The 24,269-nt window shown below is 35.8% G+C and carries 20 protein-coding genes; 1 reads left to right on the forward strand and 19 read right to left on the reverse strand.

Annotated features, from left to right (window positions below):
* Positions 1-105 precede the first annotated feature (105 nt).
* The 9 genes from ABC346_RS17780 to ABC346_RS17820 form a co-directional block, all read right to left on the reverse strand.
* A complete protein-coding gene (locus ABC346_RS17780; RefSeq protein WP_413236126.1) occupies positions 106-912 on the reverse strand; it encodes a PHP domain-containing protein in 807 nt (268 codons plus the stop codon).
* A complete protein-coding gene (gene phnL, locus ABC346_RS17785; protein ID WP_413236127.1) occupies positions 902-1,621 on the reverse strand; it encodes a phosphonate C-P lyase system protein PhnL in 720 nt (239 codons plus the stop codon). Before phnL ends, ABC346_RS17780 begins: the two co-directional genes overlap by 11 nt.
* A gap of 15 nt (positions 1,622-1,636) precedes the next feature.
* Positions 1,637-2,818 carry a phosphonate metabolism protein PhnM gene (phnM, locus tag ABC346_RS17790; RefSeq protein WP_413236128.1) on the reverse strand — a complete coding sequence of 394 codons (1,182 nt, stop codon included), beginning with the start codon at positions 2,816-2,818 and terminating at the stop codon, positions 1,637-1,639.
* Between the two features lie 13 nt (positions 2,819-2,831).
* A complete protein-coding gene (locus ABC346_RS17795; RefSeq protein WP_413236129.1) occupies positions 2,832-3,671 on the reverse strand; it encodes an ATP-binding cassette domain-containing protein in 840 nt (279 codons plus the stop codon).
* Positions 3,664-4,533, reverse strand: coding sequence for an alpha-D-ribose 1-methylphosphonate 5-phosphate C-P-lyase PhnJ (locus ABC346_RS17800; RefSeq protein WP_413236130.1), 870 nt, complete (start codon positions 4,531-4,533; stop codon positions 3,664-3,666). Before ABC346_RS17800 ends, ABC346_RS17795 begins: the two co-directional genes overlap by 8 nt.
* Positions 4,530-5,633 (reverse strand): carbon-phosphorus lyase complex subunit PhnI, encoded by a 1,104-nt coding sequence (locus tag ABC346_RS17805; protein WP_413236131.1) that lies wholly within the window; start codon positions 5,631-5,633, stop codon positions 4,530-4,532. The genes ABC346_RS17800 and ABC346_RS17805 overlap by 4 nt, the downstream gene beginning before the upstream one ends.
* Entirely contained in the window at positions 5,633-6,220 is a 588-nt protein-coding gene (phnH, locus tag ABC346_RS17810; protein WP_413236132.1) for a phosphonate C-P lyase system protein PhnH, read from the reverse strand. Before phnH ends, ABC346_RS17805 begins: the two co-directional genes overlap by 1 nt.
* A gap of 24 nt (positions 6,221-6,244) precedes the next feature.
* Entirely contained in the window at positions 6,245-6,670 is a 426-nt protein-coding gene (phnG, locus tag ABC346_RS17815; protein WP_413236133.1) for a phosphonate C-P lyase system protein PhnG, read from the reverse strand.
* A gap of 362 nt (positions 6,671-7,032) precedes the next feature.
* Positions 7,033-7,749: a GntR family transcriptional regulator gene (locus ABC346_RS17820; RefSeq protein WP_413236134.1), complete on the reverse strand. Its 717-nt coding sequence runs from the start codon at positions 7,747-7,749 to the stop codon at positions 7,033-7,035.
* Between the two features lie 175 nt (positions 7,750-7,924).
* Between ABC346_RS17820 and ABC346_RS17825 the strand changes: the two genes are divergently transcribed.
* Entirely contained in the window at positions 7,925-8,284 is a 360-nt protein-coding gene (locus ABC346_RS17825) for a Lin0512 family protein (protein WP_413236135.1), read from the forward strand.
* A gap of 64 nt (positions 8,285-8,348) precedes the next feature.
* Here ABC346_RS17825 and ABC346_RS17830 read toward each other — a convergent pair whose 3' ends face one another.
* The 10 genes from ABC346_RS17830 to dhbC all read right to left on the reverse strand — a co-directional run bounded on the left by ABC346_RS17830 (position 8,349) and on the right by dhbC (position 24,261).
* Complete coding sequence (locus tag ABC346_RS17830; protein ID WP_413236136.1) at positions 8,349-9,146, reverse strand: cytochrome c oxidase assembly protein; 798 nt, start codon at positions 9,144-9,146, stop codon at positions 8,349-8,351.
* A complete protein-coding gene (locus tag ABC346_RS17835) occupies positions 9,139-9,654 on the reverse strand; it encodes a DUF2243 domain-containing protein (protein WP_413236137.1) in 516 nt (171 codons plus the stop codon). Before ABC346_RS17835 ends, ABC346_RS17830 begins: the two co-directional genes overlap by 8 nt.
* A gap of 365 nt (positions 9,655-10,019) precedes the next feature.
* Positions 10,020-10,418, reverse strand: a complete 399-nt coding sequence (locus ABC346_RS17840) for an acyl-CoA thioesterase (protein ID WP_413236138.1) — start codon at positions 10,416-10,418, stop codon at positions 10,020-10,022.
* 707 nt (positions 10,419-11,125) lie between these two features.
* Positions 11,126-11,791 carry a 4'-phosphopantetheinyl transferase family protein gene (locus ABC346_RS17845; RefSeq protein ID WP_413236139.1) on the reverse strand — a complete coding sequence of 222 codons (666 nt, stop codon included), beginning with the start codon at positions 11,789-11,791 and terminating at the stop codon, positions 11,126-11,128.
* The gene (locus tag ABC346_RS17850) at positions 11,791-13,218 is read right to left on the reverse strand and encodes a DHA2 family efflux MFS transporter permease subunit (protein ID WP_413236140.1); all 1,428 of its coding nucleotides are present in this window, start codon (positions 13,216-13,218) and stop codon (positions 11,791-11,793) included. The genes ABC346_RS17845 and ABC346_RS17850 overlap by 1 nt, the downstream gene beginning before the upstream one ends.
* Complete coding sequence (locus ABC346_RS17855; RefSeq protein ID WP_413236141.1) at positions 13,219-13,434, reverse strand: MbtH family protein; 216 nt, start codon at positions 13,432-13,434, stop codon at positions 13,219-13,221. It abuts the gene before it with no gap.
* Positions 13,435-13,451: 17 nt separating this feature from the next.
* Positions 13,452-20,540, reverse strand: coding sequence for an amino acid adenylation domain-containing protein (locus ABC346_RS17860; RefSeq protein WP_413236142.1), 7,089 nt, complete (start codon positions 20,538-20,540; stop codon positions 13,452-13,454).
* Positions 20,541-20,553: 13 nt separating this feature from the next.
* On the reverse strand, positions 20,554-21,438 hold the full coding sequence (locus tag ABC346_RS17865) for an isochorismatase (RefSeq protein WP_413236143.1): 885 nt from the start codon (positions 21,436-21,438) through the stop codon (positions 20,554-20,556).
* Positions 21,439-21,451: 13 nt separating this feature from the next.
* Positions 21,452-23,071, reverse strand: a complete 1,620-nt coding sequence (locus tag ABC346_RS17870) for a (2,3-dihydroxybenzoyl)adenylate synthase (protein WP_413236144.1) — start codon at positions 23,069-23,071, stop codon at positions 21,452-21,454.
* Entirely contained in the window at positions 23,065-24,261 is a 1,197-nt protein-coding gene (dhbC, locus tag ABC346_RS17875; protein WP_413236145.1) for an isochorismate synthase DhbC, read from the reverse strand. The genes ABC346_RS17870 and dhbC overlap by 7 nt, the downstream gene beginning before the upstream one ends.
* Positions 24,262-24,269 lie beyond the last annotated feature (8 nt).

Here is a 24,269-nt window from a genome sequence, read left to right on the forward strand (position 1 = left end):
CAGAATATAAAATAGTATAGTTTAGAGCTATTTTCATTGAAGCATAAAAATGATAAAAAGACGGTTTATTTACAGATACTTCACACTAAATTAAGACTTTTTACGCTATACCAATAATTTATTTATTGGACTTGTTATTTCACCTATCTGAATAGGAGTCCCGAACCTGCCATGGTAATCTGTTCCTCCTGTCATGAATAAGTTTAGTTCCTCCGCTAAAGTCTCTACTTTATCATGGTCTCTTATCGTATGATCAGGATGATTTCTTTCGACTCCACCGAGACCTATTTCTACTAATTCTGGAATCAAGTCATAGGAATCCAATTGACCAGGATGTGCAACTACTGCAATGCCCCCGTCTTTAACAATGGATTCCACTGCATCAAAGGCATCGATATATACAATATCTCCTCTAGCTACGCCATTATATTTAAATAGCTGCTGATAAAGATTTCCATATTCCGTCGAATCATAGGGGACTTCTGTCAACTCTTGCATAATGTGTTGTTTATAAATCGTATTGCTAGGCAAAGCTTTTTGCTTAATAACTTGTTCATCTATTTGATAACCTAAATCGTTAATTTTTCTAATTTGCCAAAGTGAATGATCATTTCTTCGATCTAACAGTGGATTACAAAGATTACGTATGTGACTTGCTTCTAGCTTGTAATTATACCCAAGAATATGCACCTTGCGTTTCCGCTTAAAATCATAAGCAGATATTTCAATGCCAGGAATCACACGAATATCAAAACGTTTAGCTTGTCGCTGAATTTCTAGTAAATTATCTACTGTATCATGGTCAACAAAACTTAGATGAGTAACACCATTTTTCTTAGCCTGCCTCATTACTTCACTTACAGCATCTGAACCATCTGAGAAATGGCTGTGAACATGTAAATCAGCTTTCATATCTATTCCCTACTGATGTAACAGGCTGATGATCATTCATATTAAAAATAGAATCACAAAGACCTTCTATAAATTCAATATCATGAAAGATACCAATAAGAGAGGTTCCGCTATGCTTTAACTTTTCGATTACCTCACGAACCTTCATTTTAGAATCTTGATCAAGGCTTGCTGTTGGTTCATCTAATAACAGCAGACGAGGTTGTTTGACCGTTGCCATAGCAATATTCAATCTCAGCTTCTCTCCACCAGAAAATGTATTTGGGTACACATCCCACAGTTTTTCGTCTAACTCAAAATGGGTAAGAGCAGATTCTGCTTCTACTCTGGCAATTGCATGTTCTACACCCATTTCTTGAAGGGATTTCTCAACCAATTCCCGACAAGTAATTCGTGGCAACACATCTAAAAATTGGGATACATAACTGATTTCAAATTTTCGCAAGTAAATCATTTCTCTTTCTGATATTTTCGTAATATCAATTTTTCCAAGCTGGTTGGAATCAAAATAAATATTTCCTTGATCTGGAAGATAAGTGCGATAAATACTCTTTAAAATCGTGGATTTACCGCTACCGCTTTTTCCAATTATGCCTAAAAATTCTCCTTCTTCTAATGTAAAGTGAATATTCTCTACCGCTTGTCTTTTAACTTGTAACCGATGATTGACAAACTCTTTTCCAAAATCGCTCACTTCTAATAGTGCCATGTTATCCCCTCACTTTTAGTTGAATCTATAATTGGTGGTGGTAATGAATGAACCGTTGACCATTGTCTTTGTTAACATGGGATATCCATCTTCCATTTGATTAATGATTAAGATATCTGCTTTTTTACCAGGTTTTATAGAACCTATTTCATCATCCATTCGTACAGCTTTCGCTGGATTTAATGTAACCATCTTAAACATCTCATGAAGCTCTTTCTGATGCTTTTCATGTAGTTGAAAAACAGCTAATAAAAGTGCTGCTGGAAAATAATCACTGCATAGTATATCTGCAGAGTCTTCGTGAATTGCTTCGATAGCCGATAAATTTCCAGAATGGGAACCACCGAGAAGCACATTTGGAGCTCCAACAATCGTTCGTAATCCTAGATTTTTTGCTTCTTTAGCTACATTCAATGTAATTGGAAATTCACTAATCGTTGTACCAAATGATTGGACAAGCTTTAATTTCTCCTCATTATCATCATCATGTGAAGCAACAGCAATTCCTTTGTTATCAGCTATTTTTGCGACTTCCGCTATTTTTTCTAATGTCATTTGTTCTCTACTTTTTCGCTCTAGTATAATGACATTCACTTCTTCATCCGATAAATTTCTATATCCCTTTAATGTCTTACTAAATACCTCTAGATCACGATATTGGCCTTGTCCTGGAGTATGATCCATAAAAGAAAGCAGGTGGACCTTATCATTTTCAATATTTTCAACGAGTTGTTCAATCTGCTCGATATTATCTAGTTCAAATCGGGCATGCAGGCGATGCCTGATTAGGTGAGGACGATCATGAGTTTTATGAATTGCTTCTACTAACCGCTGTACTGTTTCTGGATTTCGTATTGGCTTATGAGTAAATAAATCTTTTTTATAAAAGGAAAGAGAATGAAAAATAGTTGTTATACCATGGCTAATTAATATTTTCTCTGCTTCTCTTAGACTAATATCCATATTCATCATACTAGTAGGTCTAGGAGAAACAATTGATTCAATATAATCCGAATGAATGTCAATGAAACCCGGTGAGATGAACCCTCCATTTGCATTAATACATTCTACATTCGAGATTTGCATAGCCTCTTCTTCAATAACCACATCTTTTATTCTGTCCCCTTCAATAAGTAGTGCATGGCCGGTTAAAATCGAGTCTTCCATAATAATGTTTCCATTGTGAATAACGTACAATATAGACAACCTCCTATAATAATGAATAGACGAGCTGTTGTGTATAAGCATGGAAAGGATCTTCTAAAATTTGATCGGTTAACCCTTGTTCGATAATTTTCCCGTTTAACATGACAATTGTTCGGTCTGCTAACATTCGAATAACAGCTAAATCATGAGATACTACTACCATACTAATTCCAAATTCCAGTTGAATATTTTTTATTAAATCTAAAACATCCGCTTGTACAGAAAGGTCTAATCCGGTTGTTACTTCATCTAAAAATAATACTGGTGGATTATTTGATAATGCCTTTGCAATTTGAACGCGTTGCTGCATTCCCCCAGAAAAATATTTCGGTTCTTCTTTCATTCGAAATATGGGAATATGTACCGTTTCTAACAGACGTTTCCCAGTCGATTCCATTTGGTTCACATTCCGATTCCCCGCTGCAATTTGCTTTTCTGCGATATTTCCAATCGATGAAAAATCCATTTTCAGTCCATTTGCTGGGTTTTGATAAACCATTCCATAATGATGATTACGTATATATCGTTTTTGTTGAGCAGATAAATCAACTAAATTTTCATCTTGAAAATCTTTATGATCAGCATACATTTCTCCAGATGTTACATCTGAATCGAAATACATGCATTTCATCAGGCTAGATTTACCGCTCCCACTTTCTCCTACAACACCAAGTATTTCCCCAGGAAACAAATCAAATGAAATATCTTGGCATGCATAGACCGTTCCACATTCTGGACAAAAATTCTGATTTAGAACTCTTGTCTCAGGATTTAAGCAATGATCACAGCCGGTACCAAATTGTTTATTTAGGTTCTGAATAGAGAGTGTTGGTTTCTCATACATCAATCGATTTCACCTCTTTGTTATTCATATTGTTGAGCCGTTCAATACAATAGCTTGTATCATTACATTGATAAAAGGTTTCTTGTGTTTTTTCATCAACTAATTCATCTAGGAATACATCACTAGCTCCACAGAGTTTACATTCCCTACCAGTGAAATCTTCCTTTGCAAAAGGATAATCATTAAATGCAAGTGATTCAATTGGTGTAAATGGCGGGACAGCATATATTTTCTTTTCCCGTCCAGCTCCTAGCAAGATTAATGCTTCTGATTGGTGCATCTTTGGATTGTCGAATCTTGGTATTGGACTTGGAGCCATAATGTAATGATTATTTACCATTACAGGATGATCCGCATTTGTTGTTTGTCTGCCATATTTAATGATTTGCTCAAATAGCATCATCCAAATTCCACTATATTCTTGCTCTGCATGTAAGTTTTTAGTAACTGCTTCCTTCGATTCATATGCTCTTAATGGCTCTGGCATCGGCACCTGCAATACAAGTATTTGATCCGGCGTTAACGGGATTTCTGGTATTCGATGTCTAGATTGTATAAGCGTTGCATCTTGTGTTCTTTCCGTCACTTCAATATTGGTAGTTGATTGAACAAGTTTTTTAATACTGACTGCATTAACAGACTCATCTGCGCCTTGATCAATTACTTTTAAAATATCTTTTTTTCCAACAAGCGAAAGAGTTAGCTGCAGGCCACCGGTCCCCCAACCTCTACCTATTGGCATTTCTCGAGATGAAAATGGTACTTGATACCCTGGTATTGCAACTGCTTTTAACGTTGCCCTTCGTATTTCTTTTTTAGAACTTTCATCCAAAAATGCAAAATGTGTCTCTTGATGAATCATGTTTCAGTTCCTCCCTTCTTCACATTGCGGATACTGTCTAATTTTGATTGGAACGTAACATAATGTGGAAGTTTTAAATGAGAAATAAAACCTGTCGATTCCACGGAATCAATGTGAAGTAAAACAAATTCTTCATCATGTGTTGGATAAGGAGCCTGATTGTTTTCCAAGCATTGATCGAGTATACTCATTGCAATTGCTTTTGTTTCATTCTGACCAAAGCATGCTCCATAACCAATTTCAAACTGTAATTCTTTCGTTTTTTTGTTTTTCTCCTTCATTACGGGTACGAAGGATTCAACTTCCGTCAGCTTAATTTCACCAATATAATAATCTTCATCTTTGTCATCCCCAGCTTCATAAGGAGGAGATACATGAATTGGAACGGAACCTACACGAACTTCCCCTACCGTCGGATGAACTTGACCATATCCTCTTAGTGAAGCATACCCCAATGATGTAACTGCACCTGTCTGTCCTCGAGTCAATACTTGCAATCGTTCGCTACGTGAAGATGGAAAGGAAAGACTCCTCTTTGTTACATCATCTGGTAATTGATCATTCAACACATAAGTTTCAAATAACCCTTCTTCTCTTAAATAATCCACTACTTTTGGAAAAAAGAGTAATTCATCAGTAACTTCTGACTGTTCCGCTTGAAATTGTTCTAACCATCTTTCTATTTCAGCTTTCGTTTCATAGATTAAATTAAAATCTAGCAATCGATGTGTATAATCATATGTAGCACCTAATAATTGCCCACCAGGAATATCTTTAAAGCTAGCTGAAATTCTTCTTTCGACGAACATAGACGATGTTTCTATTGTTCTACTATAATAACGTCTTGGTAATGTAGAACGATGGGCACGAAGTAAGAAAACAGCTTCTTCCATACTGCCCTCAGCTTGTTTGATAGCAAGTGCAGCTAAATATGGATTAAACAAACTCGCCTCTGACATCACCTGATCTACAAGTTGCCGCATTGATGCCAAAATCGTTTCTACTTCGATAGTTGATGTTTCTTTCAGTCGTTCATATTTCAAACGTTCAATAGAGGCTTCTATTGCTTCTGTGCCCCCTTTAACAGCAACATACCCCATTATTTATCCGCTCCTTTCTTATGTACTCTTGTCGTTCTAGGAATACACATAATATTAGAATTTTGATCCGTAAATATTAAATCTATTCCTAGCGGGTATTCCTTTATTTTCACGTCTCTTTCCTTCCAAAATTCCTCAGAGACTTCTATTCCGATACGATGTGTTTCTTTAATTCCTGGGCCTGATAATTCAAGATCTCCATTTTCTATTATGTTTTGTTGCTCAACAATTAACGTTGCAGACTGATGTGGGTCAGCTAAAGTACCGACACTGCTTTTCTTTAACCCATGTAGTAATTCCATAGCATCCGTATTGTTTGTGGCAATGATATAATCTGCTTTTTCAATTGGCACCTGTGTTGCAACTGTATATTGAGATAGCACATTCGCAATCTTTGTGTCATGATCAATCACATGGAAGTTCACCTCTGTATCAAACAAGGTTAAAGCAACTAAAAAAGTCGCAGGTAAACAATACATCTGATGTTCAGGATTGGATTCAATCGATGAAATTTGCCCCGGCTTCGACATGCTGTCAAGAATTTTCCGATATGTATGTTGCGTATCGTGAACAAAGCTAGTAACCATGTAAACACCTCCTAAATGGGAATTCTATTCAACATCCATAGTGTCAAAATGAACTTTTGTTTTTAGTAATTCCTGTTGCTTCTTTACCTTCCTGATATAAATTTTTTGTTCTTCTTTAATTAGAAGCTCATTCCAATTAATTATTTCTGGCAATTTCGCTTTATATGCAGCATCAATAATGGCTAATTTATTCGCAAGGTTATCTTTCATTCCTACTATGATTCCAACTCCTATTTGACCACTGACTTCAACCTTTGCTTCTGTAACAAGAACTTCTCCGATATGAAATAAGGATTGTTTTGCTGTTTCACGCATTTTCATCATCGTAAGGCTATAAGATGGTGGTGAAAATTCCTGCCATTGATACTTACTTGTAATTTCTTCCGCAAGGTTATCTACTAAACTCGCATCTCCCTGAATAAGAATTTCGGTTCTACGTTTCCGATTCATTTTTCATAACCTCCTTCACAAATCAATCCTAACTTGTCGCCAAGTTATTGTGTGTTAAGAAGTGGTTAAGTATATGTAAAGGAATGTATAAAGTGGGGAATTGTATAAGAAAAGATCTTGAGTAATTAGAGCAAAGCCACAATCACCAGGTTAGCAACCTAAAAACCGCCTCCGTAGGAAGTTTTGTGACATCAGTATGTAAAAGATAAATCAGAAACCCCTTCAGAAATATACTCCGTTTATTTAGCTACTCGTACTTGCTGGTTGCTAAGGGCAGAGCTATAGGTACTATCGACTGCACACAAATTTATATACAGATAGAAAAAACAAGGACCAATCTCTAAGTTTAGATTGATCCTTGCTTATGGAATAGCAGATATATCATATTTAAATGTATCACTTCGATAAAGTATTTTCGTATATTCTAAAATTTGATTGGTTTCTTTATCTGTACAATCTGTTTCTACTATAATTAATGGAATCATACTCTTACATTCCAATAATTGTTGCTCTTCTAAGGTTGGAAAAGTGACACTTAAAATCGATTGACTACTGGTAAAAGATTCAAATCCTTGTTGTCTATAAAAACGAAACATAGATAAAATTTCCGGTCCCTCTTCTACAATCTTTGGAACAGTTGATTCCTTTACAAAAGAATAGTGAATTGCAATAATTTCTCCATTAATATAACGTAATCTTACAACTTGATAGACATTGTCACTTTCACTTGCATGTAGTCGATTAAATATAGATTGATTAAAGTTAATTTTCTTGAACAAAACATTTTTCGATTGTAAATTATATCCCATCTGTTCCATTTTTTCTGAGAAGCTAGTATCTCCAGTTAAAGGCAACTTAATTTGAATCGATTTTCCTTTTAGAAAGCGACCTTTACCTTGCGATGACTGAATAAATCCCCGCTCTTCTAAAGTATTAAATGCATTTCTAACCGTTATTCTCGGAACTTTATACATATCTGCTAATGTATTTTCCGAGGGGAATTTTTCTCCCAGCTGTATCTTTTTTTGTTTTATTTGATTCATGAGATCATCTATGATTAGCATTTCTTTATTTTCCAAAAGAAGCCTCCTCTCGATTCTATTTTATCGTATCATTTATGTCTAATCTACAAACAATTATAGCTCTTTAAATAGAAGAAATGGAAACTCAGTTATTCTATTTCGGAGTTTACTATTTTAGTTTGTTGGGAATCGTATTATATATTCTAAATTACATTAATAAAGGAGTTTTATCATGAAACAGATACTCTTTATTCAAACTGGAATGGGAATTGATGTACATGGACAGGATATAACGAAAGCGGCGACTAGAGCAGTACAAAATGCAATCTGGGCAAATTCAATGCCTGGCATCGAGAAAAGTTTACCAAATCAACGTCTGGAAAACATGAAAGTAGTGGTTCGTCTAGCAGTACCTCTTGATCGAGATAATTTAGATATTAGTAAAATTAAAGAAACCATCCCATATGGAACAGTAGAAGTAGATGTAACAGATGGAGGAATGGCTACTTCGAGTGGCATAATTTTAGAAGATAAACATGATGAAAATGATTTAATGTATATTGTTAACGCTGCGGTAGAAGTAGGATATTAGAAAAAACACATTTCGTATATAGACAAGTTTCTCACAAAGAGGTTGGGCATTGACCCACCTCTTTTTAGTTTGAGCTTACATTTAATCTCGCTTTTGGGCTCGTAGAACGATACCAATGTAAACATAGTATAAAGATGATTATAATATCAATTGCATCTCCACCATAATACATAAGTATTCCACCGGCTTCTGCTTGGTCTTTCGGCACTTCTACTGGGGGATTTGCATAAATATACTTTGATAATATACCATGTCCAGCCAAAGCAAATACAAACACAACTGCTCGATAGAGATAACTAAACCGATGTGGTGTTGGATCCATATATATCATTGAAATAGTGAATAGATAACCAGCTACAAATATATGAAAATGGACAATAAGATATACGAGTAAGTTTTCATGCATGAGCATATATAAGTTAGTTGTGTAAAGTAGCCATAAACCACCTATATTTAGTATTGACGCAATTATTGGATGTCGCATTAAACTAGGAAATGGTGTTTTTAATAGTCTTGATAAAATTCGCGCTTGCTGAACTGGTAGCATACGAAGTAGTAATGTAATTGGTGCTGCAAGAGCTAGTAATAACGGGGATAACATGCCTAATAATAAATGGCTTAGCATATGAGCAGTAAAATTACTATGAGCTAATTCAGCTATTGGTCCTACTAATGAAACACCGACTAAAAGAAAGCCCATTATCCATAATATGTATCTATGGAACGGCCAACTGTTCAAGTGTTTTTTCTTATTTGAAATTAATCCAGCACCAATATAAGTTATTATTAGGGTTAATACAAGCACAATAATAAACAAATCCATCATCTGCAAACCATTTTCATGATGCCCATGATTAATCATCAAGGTTCATTCCTTTTAAAGGATTCGCTTTCCTTCGTGTCTGAAAAACTAATATCGCCCCAATAACTATCAATACCGCTGCAATGGAGTTCCAAACAATATCATAAACAATTACATGATCAACATAACGTATTTGATGAATTTTCATAATTTTATGTTGTATCGTTCCATCATATAATTGAAATAGACCTGCACCTAACAGGATACTTCCAACCCATCGCTTTAGCCAAAATGCATTTCTCCGTCGAAGATCTGCAAATAAAAACAATCCTCCTATCGTTGCAAACCAACTGAATGCATGAAAGAGACCATCTGAAATCAATCCGATTTGCGTTGTCGATCGGTCATAAAAGTGATGCCATTGTAATAATTGATGAAAAACCACCTCATCAATAAATGCTACTAATCCAATTCCAAACAACAAACCCGACCAAAAATTACGTCCTGCATACTTGGACTTTGTCGAATATAATGATGTTTCATTCACATTTTTAGATAGAATATCCATAGCACAACCTCCAATCTAGGTTATGAACTAAGTATACCCAATATCAACCTTCTCCAGTCTAGTGCTTGAGTACTATGTTAACAATATGACATATCTTTACATGATACAGTTTTGATGTAACAGGACCTACTATTAAACTTTAAGAATATATTTCAACTATTACAAACTAATCACAATATAAAATGAGTTCACTTCATTCTCATTAAAGAATAAACACTCGTTTAGTAGAAGACTGTTGGATAAATCTAAGAAATAGTAGAATGTTGCTAGATTTAGAACCATGCAAAACCTCGGATTGTGTCTAACAAACCGAGGCTCCAGCGTTCCTTATTCATTGGTTAAGTGCAGTATATTTCTGAAACGACTTATTTTATCAGTTGTTTAATCTTATCTGGTATAGATTCACTCTTAATACCATCTTCCTTTTTCTTCGTCCAAGCTTTTACTTCATAACCTTTAGCAACTATTTCTCCTTCACGTTTAAAAACATGTTCCACTCGTATTGTCCGATCAGTTATTTTTGTTATTTCTGAGTAAATATCCACCACATCTTCAAAATATATCGGAGAATAATACTTACAAAATGTTTCAATCAAGGGAAGTAGTATATGCTTTTCTTTAAAAAGGACGGGAGTTGGTAAAATGTTTTTTCCAACCAACTCTGTAGTAGCTTGATCCATCCATTTATAAAAATTAGGATAAAAAACTATCCCAGCAGCATCAGTATCTCCAAAATAAGCCTTAACTTGATGGATATTGTTCACAATGAAAATCCTTTCTTTGTTCCTTCATAGGAAATTTAATAATTTGTGTTCTGTGAAGAACGAAATAAGTGAACAGTCACGTCTAGCTCTACCAGAAACTAAAAGACTATTCGAAATCGCCCCACGATAAAGAAGACTGCCGAATGTTATTTATGAGGCATAGTCGCACTTATACCTGAGGTGAAAAGAAGACTGCCGAATGTTATTTATGAGGCATAGTCGCACTTATACCTGAGGTGAAAAGAAGACTGCCGAATGTTGTTTATGAGGCATAGTCGCACTTATAACTGAGGTGAAAAGAAGACTGCCGAATGTTGTTTATGAGGCATAGTCGCACTTATACCTGAGGTGAAAAGAAGACTGCCGAATGTTATTTATGAGGCATAGTCGCACTTATACCTGAGGTGAAAAGAAGACTGCCGAATGTTGTTTATGAGGCATAGTCGCACTTATATCCATGATACATTTATATCAAAGGAAAATAAGACATAACAAAAAGTTTTGTCAAAATACTAATAATAAATAGCTAGAATAAGCGGAAGAAATATACGGAGACTCCGGTGGGGAGAAGGCATGGGTGAGACCCCGGAATGCGGAGCAACCGGGGGCTCACCAGCCGTCCACGGAAAGCGAAGTATATTTCTGCAGCGGATTTCAGGAACTACATTTTGGATATATAACTATGTGACATACGACTTCGTTCTGTTTTAGGTTACTAGCCAGTCAAATTCATATTGATAGATACATGTTTGCAAATTGTCATCTAACCCATGTGTACAAACCGATAATTTGTAATTTTCTTTGAACGTAACACATTTAGTTGTTCCTTCCGGGTACGCCCCTTCACAATGTTTTACATTGTACGTTTGATCACCTTCAGCACTCATTTCTACGGAATCTAGCGGGAGATATAAACCTGTCCCTATCATTTTTAAGTAACTTTCCAATACCGTCCATTTTTCATAAAAAAGATGTTGCAAATCATCCTCAGATTCCAGCTCTTCATCTGAAATGATAGTAAAAATCATATTTTCAGGTATCACGCCAATATACTCAATATCAATACCAACTTGCTTTTCTCCTACTGTACATACACACCATTCTCCCGAGTGAGAAAGATTAAAATGTATATCCGAATGATAGGGTAAGTATGGTTTTCCTTGCTTATTGATAGAAATAGCTACATCATCAAGCTGAAAATGATCTAATAGTATCTTTCTAAGCAAAAGTTCACTTGTGAGAGAACGATAAGCGTCCCCCACTTTTTTATATCGCTGTATCCTATCTTGCCTTTGTTGTGAAATATAACGGCTGTAGTAAAGCACTTCACGCCAATTTTGATAGGATGGAATTTTACAAACATAGATATTCATTAGCCTGCTTTTTCTCCTTTAATTGAGTCACGACTTGTTCGTTTGTCACTACGCTTAATAATATGACGATTTTTAAACGTTAGTATAAATGAAGTGGCTAAAAATAATGCAGCTATAAAAATAGAAATCTGGTACGGAATAGGGTCCATGATGCTTTCCGCTCCATCTTGTAACATAAATAGTAGACTAGCAATCATCGATATACCAATCGCTGCTCCTAATCGATTTTGAACATTAAATAACGTCGTCGCTTTACTCATATTTTCAGAAGTTATATTTGTAAATGTCGTATATTGCATAGCAATTACTGAATGACCTAGTGTTAAACCAATTGTAAATAACAGAATCCGTAACACCCAAGGATTAGCAAAAGGTCCAACAATGCTCATTAGTATAAAGCTAATACAAGCTCCTAGAAATCCAAACAGAATGACTCGGTACACGCCGAGTTTTTTTAACGATATCGGCATTATTCTTGAAGCTAACATTAATCCGATGGCTTCGATAAATACAACAATACCACTTTCCAGTGCTGTAGCACCCACTGCCTGCTGGTACATAATTGGAAATATAAATAGTAAGCTTTGTAATCCGCCGACCGCAAAGAATGAAAGGATACTTACCTTACGAAATGTAGACTCAGATAATAGTTTTACATCCATGATCGGTTTTTCTTTATTTATTGCATGCAATATAAATACACTGACTAATAGAAATCCACAAATCGCCGAACTAAGTATTTCAATCGAAGTCCATCCTCTTGACGACCCTTGTGTTAAAGAAAACATTAATAATGGGAAGCCAACAACAATGAGAACAAATCCTTTCCAATCCATTCTCCCTACACTTTCCTCGTGATGTTCTGTAAGATAGAACATACCAATTACAATTGCGATAACTCCAATTGGCACATTGATAAAGAAAATCCATTGCCAAGAAAGAATTTCTAAAATTAGTCCCCCTACTACAGGTCCTAATGCTGGAGCAATTGCTATCGGTAATACAAGTGAACGAGATACTTTAGGACGTTCTTCTACAGAGAATGTCCGGAATATCATCGCCATGCCGATAGGAGCGAGCATGCCTCCGCCTAAACCTTGTATAAATCTTGCTATATTTAATAGACCAACTGTTTGTACAAGGCCACAAATGATAGATGCAATCGTAAATAGAGACAATGCAGTTAAAAATACCTTCTTACTACCAAATCGATCTCCAAGCCATCCAGCTATAGGCAGGATCGCAGCCACACCGACAAGGTACCAAACCGTCACTCCACTTAAATCTGCTGAGGAAACGCCTAAATCCTCTCCAATCGTTGGTAATGCTACATATACAATCGTCCCATCTAACGAAGCCATAAACATTGCTAGTATATAGATGAAACAAACTACTTTTCTTGAATGTAAAAATGGAGAACCAATCATTTAAGAAATACTCAGCTTTTTCTTTTTCAAGCTAGTTGGGAGTAAATCTTCCCAATATGCTTCGATATAGTTTTGACAATTTGTTAATCCTTCTGGACCGTATGCAATATTCCAACCTTCTGGAATTTGGATGAAGTCGGGCCAAAGTGAATACTGGCCCTCGTCATTTATAAGTACATAGTAATTTCCATCTTTATTTTCAAATGGATTTGTCATTATACGCATCCTTTCTATTATTTTTTCTTTTTTTGTAATTCTTGTTCTACGATCGATCCAATTTCCGCAAGCGGTTCGGGTTGACACATATCTTTATGTCGACAATGAATTTCATACTCTATCATTTCTCCAGATATGAAGGGTCTCCATTTACTAGGGTCTGCATCTGTAAACCAATCTGGTACAATCGTTGATTTAAAGAAAATCATATTACCATCTAATTTTTTTGGCTTATATTCTGACATAATCTTAATCGAATTTCTATATGTCTCTTTCAAATTAATAATCGTTTGTTTATCTAAACTAGCCAAAGCACTACCATGGTGATTAAGAAGTTCAACTACATTTTCAATTGAAATTTCTTTATGCATTAGTTGTTCAGGATCATATCCACCTAAAGTAAGTAAGGCAATCAAGGCATCTTGTTCCCCTTCTTTACCAGAAAGCGGAATAAAATTACTTGGATAGGAATCCATAATGAACACTAACTCTACCTCATCACCGAGTTTTTGCAATTCAACTGTGATTGCATGAGCAACATTTCCACCGAGTGACCAACCTAATACTCGGTATGGTCCTTCTGGTTGTACACTTTTCATTTCTGCAATATAGTCTTGCGCCATTTCTACTAATGATTCAGGTTTTTCCTCATCTTCAGCAATTCCTTTTGCTTGTAATCCATATATCGGAAATTCTGGTCCAAGTGTACTCATTAAACCCGCATAGCACCAGCTCAATCCACCTGCCGGGTGTACACAAAATAGTGGCAGCTCTGAACCGCTTTTTCGTAATGGGAGCAACATGTTTAATGAACTTGATGTTGCATTATCTCCATCCATAACATTTACTAATTCGGCAACTGTAGGTGCTTCAAATAAGACTCCAATTCCTAGCTCTTTTCCAAACAATTCTCTTATTCTATTCATTAACGTAACTGCTAATAAAGAATGTCCTCCTAAATCAAAGAAACTATCATGAATACCTACTTCATCTAAATGAAGGATTTCTTTAAATAATTCACATAGTAGCTCCTCACTAGGCGTGCGTGGACCTTCTCCTTTTACATTTACAGTGTAATCAGGTAATGGTAGATTCTTCGTATCTAACTTTCCATGTGCCGTTAATGGAATTCTATCTATGTGAACAAATGTCGATGGAATCATATACCCAGGTAAGAAAGAAGCGATATAAGCTTTTAAGTCAGCGTCTCTTACTTCTTTATCTGCTACGATATAAGATACAAGTTGATTATCTCCATGTTGATTAAGTACTGTCGTAGCTGCTTCTTTGATAGATTCATGGGACATAATATGTGCATTTACCTCACCTAATTCAATTCGATAACCTCTGATTTTCACTTGATGATCAGAGCGCCCAATATAGTCAATGGTTCCGTCGTCCAGCCATTTTGCTAAATCACCTGTTTTATACATTCTACTTCCTGCCTCTCCAAAGGGATTAGCTACAAATCGAGATGCGGTTAAAGAACTTTGATTGAGGTATCCTCTAGCCAATCCTCCTCCAGCTACGTACATCTCACCTGTGACACCAATTGGTACTGGTTGTAAAAAGTCGTCTAAAATGTATATTTCTAGATCTGGAATGTTTGTCCCAATTAAACTATTACCTTGTTGTTCAATAATTTCTTCATTTAATTCAAGGTAACTAACATGTACTGTCGTCTCTGTAATTCCATACATATTAATCAGCTTTGTCTTCGAATTATCATGCAGTGTAAACCATTCTTTTAACCTCGCTAATTCTAACTGTTCCCCACCAAATACAACATATCTTAGTGACAATTTTTCAGATAAGTCCATTCTTTCCTGTTCTGCATACATTAGCTGATAAAATGCAGAAGGAGTCTGATTTAATACGGTTACTTTTTCTTGTACAAGAAGTTCAAGAAATTCCAGTGGCATTCTACTTACATTGTATGGCACAATTACTAGTTTCCCACCATAAAGTAGTGCTCCCCAGATTTCCCAAACAGAAAAATCAAACGAATACGAGTGGAACATCGTCCACACATCATTAGAATCAAAGTGATACCATTTATCCGTCTCTTTTAATAAGCGAATGACATTATGATGAGGTATTACCACACCCTTTGGCTTTCCTGTTGAACCAGATGTATAAATTATATAAGCCGCATTCATGGCTGAAATCGATTGATTGATATTTTGATTAGAATACGCTTGTAACGTACTACTTGTTAATACATCCAAATCAATTATGCTTAGGTTGAAAAAAGTCTCTGTTGCTTGTTTACTTTTTCCATTCGTTATCACAATAGACGGATTCGCATCTGTTAATATATAACTTATTCTTTCGTCAGGGTAATCAGGATCTACAGGTACATAAGCACTCCCGGTTTTTAAGACAGCTAGAATACTTACCATCATGGAAAGAGACCTTGGTAACATAATTGATATTAGTTTTTCTGATCCAGCTCCTTGATCCATTAAATATCTAGCCATTTGGTTAGCTTGCTCGTTTAATTGCTGATAAGTGATCTGTTCACCTTCAAACGAAACGGCAATATTGTTTGGATACTTGTCCACTTGCGATTCGAACATTTGAACAATTGATGTGTTGGATAATTCTTTATTAGCTCGCTTTTTATAATCTAAAACAAATTGTCTTTCTTCATTCGAGATAAAAGGAATATTTCCTATTGTCTTTTCTGGAGTTTCCAATGCATGTTTTAAAAATGTTAGCCATTGATGACATATCCGTTCAATCTGATTGTCTTTAAATAAATCGGTTCGATATTCAATAATACCGTTCAATGTACCATCTTCATTCGGTTGCTCCCATAATTCAAATGTTAAATCAAACTTCGCTGTTCCTGTTCCACTCACCTTCACATCGGTGTCTACTTGTGGAATATCTACCACAGGATTCGGTGCATTCTGAAGGATTAACATCATTTGAAAGAGTGGATGTGTTGATGCTGAACGCTCCGGATTAACAACTTCCACTACTTTATCGAATGGAATATCTTGACGATCATAAGCTTCCACATTGGTATCTTTTACTCGACTCACTAATTCATGAAATGTAGGATTATTTGATACATCTGTCCGCAGTACTAATGTATTTACAAAGAATCCAATTACATCATCTAATTGCTGATTATTTCTACCAACAATCGGAGTACCTATCGGAATATCGACTCCGGATCCTAACCTCGACAAAATAGAAGCTAGAGAAGCTTGTAAGACCATAAATGTAGTTACATTGTTTTCTTTAGCATAGTTCGTTATTGCTGATTGTAATAGATGATCAATGGTAAAAGGATAATGCTTTCCTTCATTGTGTCGAGTTTTTGGTCGTTGTACATCATATGGCAGTGGCGTTTCTACTGGTAATTCGTCTAATTGTTGCTTCCAATAATTCAACTGTTCCTCCGTAGATGATTTTTCCATCTGCTCTTGTTGCCAAGCTACATAATCTTGATACTGAATTGCTAAAGGTTCATCTATAACATCATTCTGATCCAGATTATTTTTATAGGCTTTTGATAAGTCTTTCGTGAGTGGTATTAACGACCATCCATCTGCAATAATACGATGGAATAATAGTAATAACACATGCTTTTCTTCCTCTATTTCATAAAGGAATGCCTTTACTGGAGGCTCTTCTGTAATATCAAAATGAAATTGCTTCGCTTCCTCTACAGCACTTGCTAAATCTTCTTGATTTGTCTGTACTATATCTAGACGAATACATGACCTATCCTCTGGTATTATATTTTGAACAGGCGTTTCCCCATCCATGGAAAAGACAGTCCTTAATGATTCATGTCGCTTCACTACATAGTTTAACGCCTCTTGCAAAGCATGCTTATTCAACTTTCCATCTAATTTTATTTCCAATGGGATGTTATATGTCGCACTCGGTCCTTCCATTTGATCAATAAACCATAATCGATGTTGTTCATAAGATAACAATGCGTTTGTCCTATTTTCAACGGCAACAATTTCTGTAGAAGTCTCTGAAATACCTTTTATTAATTCCGCTAACTCTTTAATCGTTGGATAGGTAAATATCGTTGAAAAAGATATTTCCTTATTCCATTTATTTCTAATTTGCGCAATTAAATGAGATGCTAATAAAGAGTGTCCACCTAAATCAAAAAAAGAATCTTCAATAGAAATAACTGGTAGATTTAATAAATCTGAAAAAATATCATGTAGCGCCTCCTCATCTTCATTTAATTGTTGTTCCACTTCAACCTGATAATATTCTGGTTGTGGCAACTTCTTCTTATCCAGCTTGCCATTAAGTGTTAAAGGGAATTCTTCTAAGCAAACAATTGAATCAGGAACCATATAAACAGGTAATGTATTCTTCGCATGACGGATTATCTCTTGCTTGTTTATTTCATCGGCACCAACTACATAGGCAACGAGTTGCTGATTACCTGGTGTATCTTCACGGACGATGACTTTTGCATTCATATTTGGAGAAGATGATGAAATCACTTTTTCAATTTCTCCTAATTCAATTCGGTGGCCTCTCAACTTAACCTGATCATCTGCACGTTTTATATATTCAAGTTTGCCCTCGCTTGTCCATCGTACAATATCTCCTGTACGGTACATTCTACTCCCAGACTTGCCAAATGGATTAGCTACATATCGCTCTGCAGTTAAAGAAGGTCGCCCATCATATCCTCTTGTAACCCCAGCTCCAGCAATATATAACTCCCCGTCTACTTTTGGAGGTACCGGTTGTAGGTCATGATCTAGAACGTATACTGCTGTATCATCAATCGGTGTCCCTATCAATCCCCTTGGTTCATCCTTGTTCAATTCATATACAGTAGACCAAATGGTCGTTTCCGTAGGACCATATAGATTGGTAACGGATTGACATGTTTTTATCATTTCTTCTGCTACATAGGTAGGTAATGCTTCTCCTCCTACCAACGCCTTTATACCTCTTAACGAAGTGTGTTGATGCGCTAAAATCATTTGCCAATGTGTTGGCGTAGCTTGTATTACTGTAATTTTCTGATTGTTTATCGTTTGATTAAGTAAGATAGGATCTTGCACGATCTCTCGTTTCGTTAATACACAAGTCGCCCCACTAACTAATGGCAAGAACAATTCCAAGATAGAGATATCAAATGACATGGTAGTTAAAGCTAATAATCTATCTCTCAGGGATAGGGAAAACACATTGTTCATATATTGTAGAAAATGAACAAGACCTTCAGCTGGAACAACAACTCCTTTTGGTTTCCCAGTTGATCCTGATGTATAAATCATATAAACTGCGTGTTTTAATGATTGCTCAGCAAAAAGATTTAAAGAAGATGTAGATTGGTTATTTACTTCCTCTTGAAAAAGACCGTCATCCAGATTAAATAGGATCGGTACAAACGAACCTGGTATACTTTGACACGATGCTTCGTCAGTCAGGATCATGACAGGATGTGCATTCTCCAACATATATTCCAGACGCTCTTCTGGGTATGTTGGATCAAGTGGAAGATAAGCGGCACCTGCTTTCCATATAGCGAGTATACTAATTGGTAAATTATCTGTTCTTTCTAGACTAATCGCCACAAACCTTTCCTTTTCCACACCCTTTTCGATTAGTACTTTAGCAAGCTGATTGGATTTTTCATCTAATTCACGATATGTTAATACCGCTTCATCGTGCTGTATTGCTATTGCTTCCGGTGTCTTCTGTACTTGCTGACGGAAAAGGCTTACTGGATCAGTAATCGGAAATTGGTTTGAATTACTATTCCACTTATCAACTATTTGCTCTTTTTCTTCATGAAGTAGAGCAGAAATACTACTCATCGATGACTGTACATCCATTTCTGTACAAGAATGAATCAGATATAATAATCGTTCAGCATGGCGTTCTAATTCCTGCTTCGTATATTTTCCTGCATTCCCTTCTAAATCTAGCGTAATTCCATCTTCATTTCCTTGTTCATAAATATTCCACGATATATCTTCCACCGGTCCAGTCGCTAATTTATATGTTATTGCTTTCGTACCTGCAAAGACAGGATTATACGAAAATGGCATAACATTCACCTGTGGTCCAAAGAGATTTGAATCCGTACCTACTTTACCTAGATCTCGTTGGAGTTGTTCTTGACGGTAGCTTTGATGCTGACTATTCTCTCTCATCTTCACGGAAACCTGTTCCACAATATCTTGAAAAGATGACGTTGGATGAATAGAAATATGAAGTGGCAGGACATTCATCCTTGTACAAGGGATATGAATGGATGCTGATTTTAATCGATTCATCATTGGAATCCCTAAAATAATATCTCGATTACCTTTCATTCGATACATATAGATTGCCTTTACCGCAATAATAAGATCCGGCCAACTAACTTTCATATGTTTCGCTTTTTCTTTAAGTCTCGTTAAATGGGCATTTTTTAATATTCGAGAGACTTTAACCGTACTATTTTCACTTTGATATTTATTTGTCAGTGTTTCCGGTTCAGGTAAGTCTTGATAACGATTTATCCAATAGTTGCTATCCTCTATATACTGAGCAGATTCTTTATAGGTATCCTCTTCTTCTAATACTGTATAAAATGGATTCCATGGCGCTTGCTTATGTTGTTTTTGGTCTACTTTACTACTATATAAACGAGCCACACGATTTGTAAGTAATGAAAATCCATATGCATCCATCGCAATGTGATGGATGCGCTGATACCACAGATACTGCATGGAATCTATCTTAAATACAATTTGTTTATAAACATCATCTCGTCCTAAATCTACTCTACGATGAAGATCTGATTCCATAAGATGAATTGCTTCCTCTTTAGCCGAACGCATTTGACTAATATCAATATATTGCACTTCAATATGATTAGGTTCTTGTAACTGTTGCCATGGTCCGTTTGCATCCTCACCATACTTCATATGCAAACTATCTGTTTCTTTTACTACTTGTTTAATTGATTCGATGAAAAGTGCTACATTCATTGAATTTTCGATTTCAACATATTCTCCCATATTATAACTAGCACTTGCCGTATCCAATTGATGCGCAAACCAAATCCCAGCTTGAGCATCAGATATTGGATAATTCTTCATTGTTTCAATCACCTAAAACATCCCCTTACTTTACCTGAATGGTTTCGTATTCTGGAACTAATTTTTGATACCACGATTCCAACTTAGGAGATTCAATCAATTCTATAAAACTTATATCTATCCCTTCAGAACTCCAATTTTCTGCAAGCATCATAATTCGAATAGAATCCAGTCCACTTTCAATTAAGTCATCTGTATCATTCAATTGATCTGGTGAAATTTCTAACATTTCTGCTACTTGTGCTTTAATCGATTGAACGGTAATTGGTTGATCAGATGAAATATCCTCTATTAATTGCTTCATCATTAAAGGTCTTGCACAACGTCCTGCTCCAAAGATTAATGCTTCTTCATGTTGCTCCTTCGAAAAATCTGCCATAGCATCTGCGACAATAAATGGCTGGATATCACTCATAAATGCCTCTACCGCTGTAACAATGCACCCAATATTCGCATAAACTCCACAAATAATTAGTTGATCTTTACCATTTTCCTGCATCCAGTCAAGTAGTTGCGATTTCTTAAATGCACTATATCTCCACTTCGTCTGCACAATGTCATCTTCAGTAGGCGCCAACTGATCGGTAATTTTTGTCTGCTCTATATCATCATCTAGTCCTGGTCCCCAAAAATCTGTAAGTAACGCTCGATCTTCTTGATTTTGATCCCCAGGTTGTGCAGTATAAACTGTTGGGATGCCAAGTTTTGTACATGTCTCTTTAATAGTTGATATATTTTTTATCAATTGTTGAATTAAAGGAGAATCTTGACCATAAAAATCTAAAAAGTATTGTTGCATATCATGAATCAATAATACGGAACGATTTGCTTCTGCTTTCCAATCTACTTTACTTTTTGGTAATTCATTTTCTGTGGGTAATGTATAACTTGCAATCGACGGTATTGACATTATTAATCTCTCCTTAGTAACTTTTCTCTGTTAGTTTTTCTTTTATCATTACTCTTAAGTTTTTCTTACTTACCTTACCTAGTGCTGTATATGGAAAACGATCCACGAACTCTATACGATCTGGAATTTTAAAATTAGCTATTCCTTTTTGTTGTAGGAAATCTTTTATTTCTTTTCCTAATATTTGATCATCTTTTTTTATAACAAATGCACAGGACCTTTCTCCAAGAAATTTATCTGGCATACTTACAATTGCTACATCATGTATTCCTGAATGCGATAGAATATAATTTTCTACCTCTTCTGCAGCAATTTTTTCGCCACCTCGGTTAATTTGGTCCTTATCCCTTCCTTCAACGATAAGATACCCTTCCTCTGTCAGTTTGACTAAATCTCCAGTACGATAAAAACCATCGGATGTAAAAGCTTTTGCATTATGTTCTTCTACATTAAAATAACCAATGATGGTATATGGTCCCCTTGCTTGAAGTTGTCCAGTTTGTCCAACAGGAAGTTCATTATCTTCTTCATCTACGATACGAATTTCATCATACTCAGACATCGGTTTACCTTGTGTATGAATAACTACTTCGTCGTCATCATCTAATCTCGTATAATTCACTAAACCTTCTGCCATGCCAAATACTTGTTGTAACTTACAATTAAAGGCCGGTCCAATTTGCTTGGCTATTTCGGCACTGCATTTCGCTCCACCAACTTGAATAACTTCCAACGTACTTAAATCTGCTTTCGTCCTTTTCTGCGCCTGCAACCATACAATTGCTAATGGTGGAACAAGCGAAGTAAAATCAACTTTTTCCTTTTCTATTAAAGGGAAAGCTACATCTGGGCTAGGATATTTGCTAAGAATAATTTTTCCTCCTGCACATATGACACCAAAAACCCCTGGTGAACTCATTGTGAAATTATGTGCAACAGGTAGGACTGCTAAGAAATTCGTGTCTGGACTGATTTGACATATTTCCACACTTTTCCGAAGACTATAAATATACTCGTCATGTGTACGCGGAATTAATTTAGGTAAACCTGTACTTCCACCTGATAATTGGAAGAAAGCTAAATCACTTCCAGTAATATCTGGTAATGAAGGTTCTTCATCCATATATAAATCATCAAGACGCTTAAAATGATCTGTATCACCCGCGACTATAATATGTTCAAGTGTAGGTACAATATTTTTTATTTCATCTGCCAGATTTCTGTAATCAAATTTATCGTATACATCTGGAATGATATACGCTTTAGCTTCTGTAAATTCACAGAAATAGCTTATCTCCATTTTTCGATGTAACGGTAATGAAAAAATAGGTAATGCACCTATACGGAATAAGGCGAAACAAACCTCAAAAAATTCTATTGTATTGGGTAGTTGAATAACTACTCTATCTTCTTTCTTTATACCTAAATTCATAAAACCCACAGATAGTTTATTTACTCTTTCATCTAACTGTTGATAAGTAATAGATTTTTCACCATCTGTAATCGCAATACTGTCATTTCTATCTCTAGCTTGTTCCGCTAATATTCCTCCAAAAGTCTCTCCGTTCCAGCAACCAGTTTCTTGATAATACTTTTTAAGACTCTCTGGCCATGACTTATATCCTTCTAACATGATTCATTCCCTTCCTCTTCGTAAAAATCAATACCAAATACACGTAGCATGGTTTGTAACTTTGCAGCTGTTTCATTTTTTTCTTCTTCAGGGACTGAATCTTGTACAATCCCCGCACCTGCAAACATACGAATCAAATTTTCTTCAATCTCCGCACAACGAATCGTAATCGCCCATTCGCCATCTCCGTTTTTATCGCTCCAGCCAATTAGCCCAGTAAAATAATCTCGGTTAAATGGTTCTAGCTGCTCGATGTTCTCCAATGCAATATCATTTGGAGTTCCACATATCGCTGGTGTTGGATGCAAATTTTCAGCTATTTCAATTGATTGTGTAAACGGATCTTCTAAATGACCGATAATTTCTGTTGAAAGATGCCACATTGTCTCTGTATGAATGACAGATGGTTCTTCCGGTACGTGTAACTCCTTGCAAAATGGGCGTAGTGCATTCGCTACAGACTGAACGACTAGCTTATGTTCATGCAAATCTTTTTCAGAATGGCGTAATTCCTCCGCCATTAAAACATCTTTTTCTGGATCTTTCTGTCTTGGACGCGAACCAGCCAAAGGATTGGAAACAACGATGCTCCCTTTTTTGGAAATAAGTAATTCTGGACTAGCACCGATTAATGTTTTTTCTTTGTCTTCTTCGGATGTATTTAAAGCAAAATTATACTTATCATGATTATGTGTAATTAAGTTTTGAACCAGTTGTGAAATATTTGGCTGTTTGTCTACATCTATTTGTAAAACCCTGCCAAGAACCGCTTTTTCGAGTTTCCCTTTTCTAATTTCTTTCGTAATCTTCTTCACTGCCTTTGCATATTCTTTACCGGAAGGAATCGATTGTATATGTGTTGATGAGACAGTATCTGATGATAATGAATTATCTACATTCTGGTGAACTTCTGATTGCTGAATTTCTTCTGGTATAACTAATGTCCCCTTATCTTGTTGATGAAATGGTAAAGCACCAATAACAATTGGATTTTCCATCCCATTCAATGTTCCTTTATGTAAAAGGGATTCGATTCTTTTACGAAATGATAATCCTCGTTGTTCTTCCTCCATAAGTTCCACTGCTTTTCCTTTACCTAAAATACATCTACTAGGAAAAGATAATAAATAATCATTTGAATTATATTGACTAATTAATTGTTGCTCTTCATTTAACGTTTCTACAGTCATGTAATCCA

This window comes from Oceanobacillus phoenicis, from assembly GCF_047238145.1.
Lineage (GTDB): Bacteria > Bacillota > Bacilli > Bacillales > Amphibacillaceae > Oceanobacillus.

What these genes read in the sequence shown, in the direction of transcription:
- ABC346_RS17780 (WP_413236126.1), bottom strand. Translation starts at nt 912, where the DNA reads ATGAAAGCTGATTTACATGTTCACAGCCATTTCTCAGATGGTTCAGAT.
- phnL (WP_413236127.1), bottom strand. Translation starts at nt 1,621, where the DNA reads ATGGCACTATTAGAAGTGAGCGATTTTGGAAAAGAGTTTGTCAATCAT.
- ABC346_RS17795 (WP_413236129.1), bottom strand. Translation starts at nt 3,671, where the DNA reads ATGTATGAGAAACCAACACTCTCTATTCAGAACCTAAATAAACAATTT.
- ABC346_RS17800 (WP_413236130.1), bottom strand. Translation starts at nt 4,533, where the DNA reads ATGATTCATCAAGAGACACATTTTGCATTTTTGGATGAAAGTTCTAAA.
- ABC346_RS17805 (WP_413236131.1), bottom strand. Translation starts at nt 5,633, where the DNA reads ATGGGGTATGTTGCTGTTAAAGGGGGCACAGAAGCAATAGAAGCCTCT.
- phnH (WP_413236132.1), bottom strand. Translation starts at nt 6,220, where the DNA reads ATGGTTACTAGCTTTGTTCACGATACGCAACATACATATCGGAAAATT.
- phnG (WP_413236133.1), bottom strand. Translation starts at nt 6,670, where the DNA reads ATGAATCGGAAACGTAGAACCGAAATTCTTATTCAGGGAGATGCGAGT.
- ABC346_RS17825 (WP_413236135.1), top strand. Translation starts at nt 7,925, where the DNA reads ATGAAACAGATACTCTTTATTCAAACTGGAATGGGAATTGATGTACAT.
- ABC346_RS17830 (WP_413236136.1), bottom strand. Translation starts at nt 9,146, where the DNA reads ATGATTAATCATGGGCATCATGAAAATGGTTTGCAGATGATGGATTTG.
- ABC346_RS17835 (WP_413236137.1), bottom strand. Translation starts at nt 9,654, where the DNA reads ATGGATATTCTATCTAAAAATGTGAATGAAACATCATTATATTCGACA.
- ABC346_RS17845 (WP_413236139.1), bottom strand. Translation starts at nt 11,791, where the DNA reads ATGAATATCTATGTTTGTAAAATTCCATCCTATCAAAATTGGCGTGAA.
- ABC346_RS17850 (WP_413236140.1), bottom strand. Translation starts at nt 13,218, where the DNA reads ATGATTGGTTCTCCATTTTTACATTCAAGAAAAGTAGTTTGTTTCATC.
- ABC346_RS17855 (WP_413236141.1), bottom strand. Translation starts at nt 13,434, where the DNA reads ATGACAAATCCATTTGAAAATAAAGATGGAAATTACTATGTACTTATA.
- ABC346_RS17865 (WP_413236143.1), bottom strand. Translation starts at nt 21,438, where the DNA reads ATGTCAATACCGTCGATTGCAAGTTATACATTACCCACAGAAAATGAA.
- ABC346_RS17870 (WP_413236144.1), bottom strand. Translation starts at nt 23,071, where the DNA reads ATGTTAGAAGGATATAAGTCATGGCCAGAGAGTCTTAAAAAGTATTAT.
- dhbC (WP_413236145.1), bottom strand. Translation starts at nt 24,261, where the DNA reads ATGACTGTAGAAACGTTAAATGAAGAGCAACAATTAATTAGTCAATAT.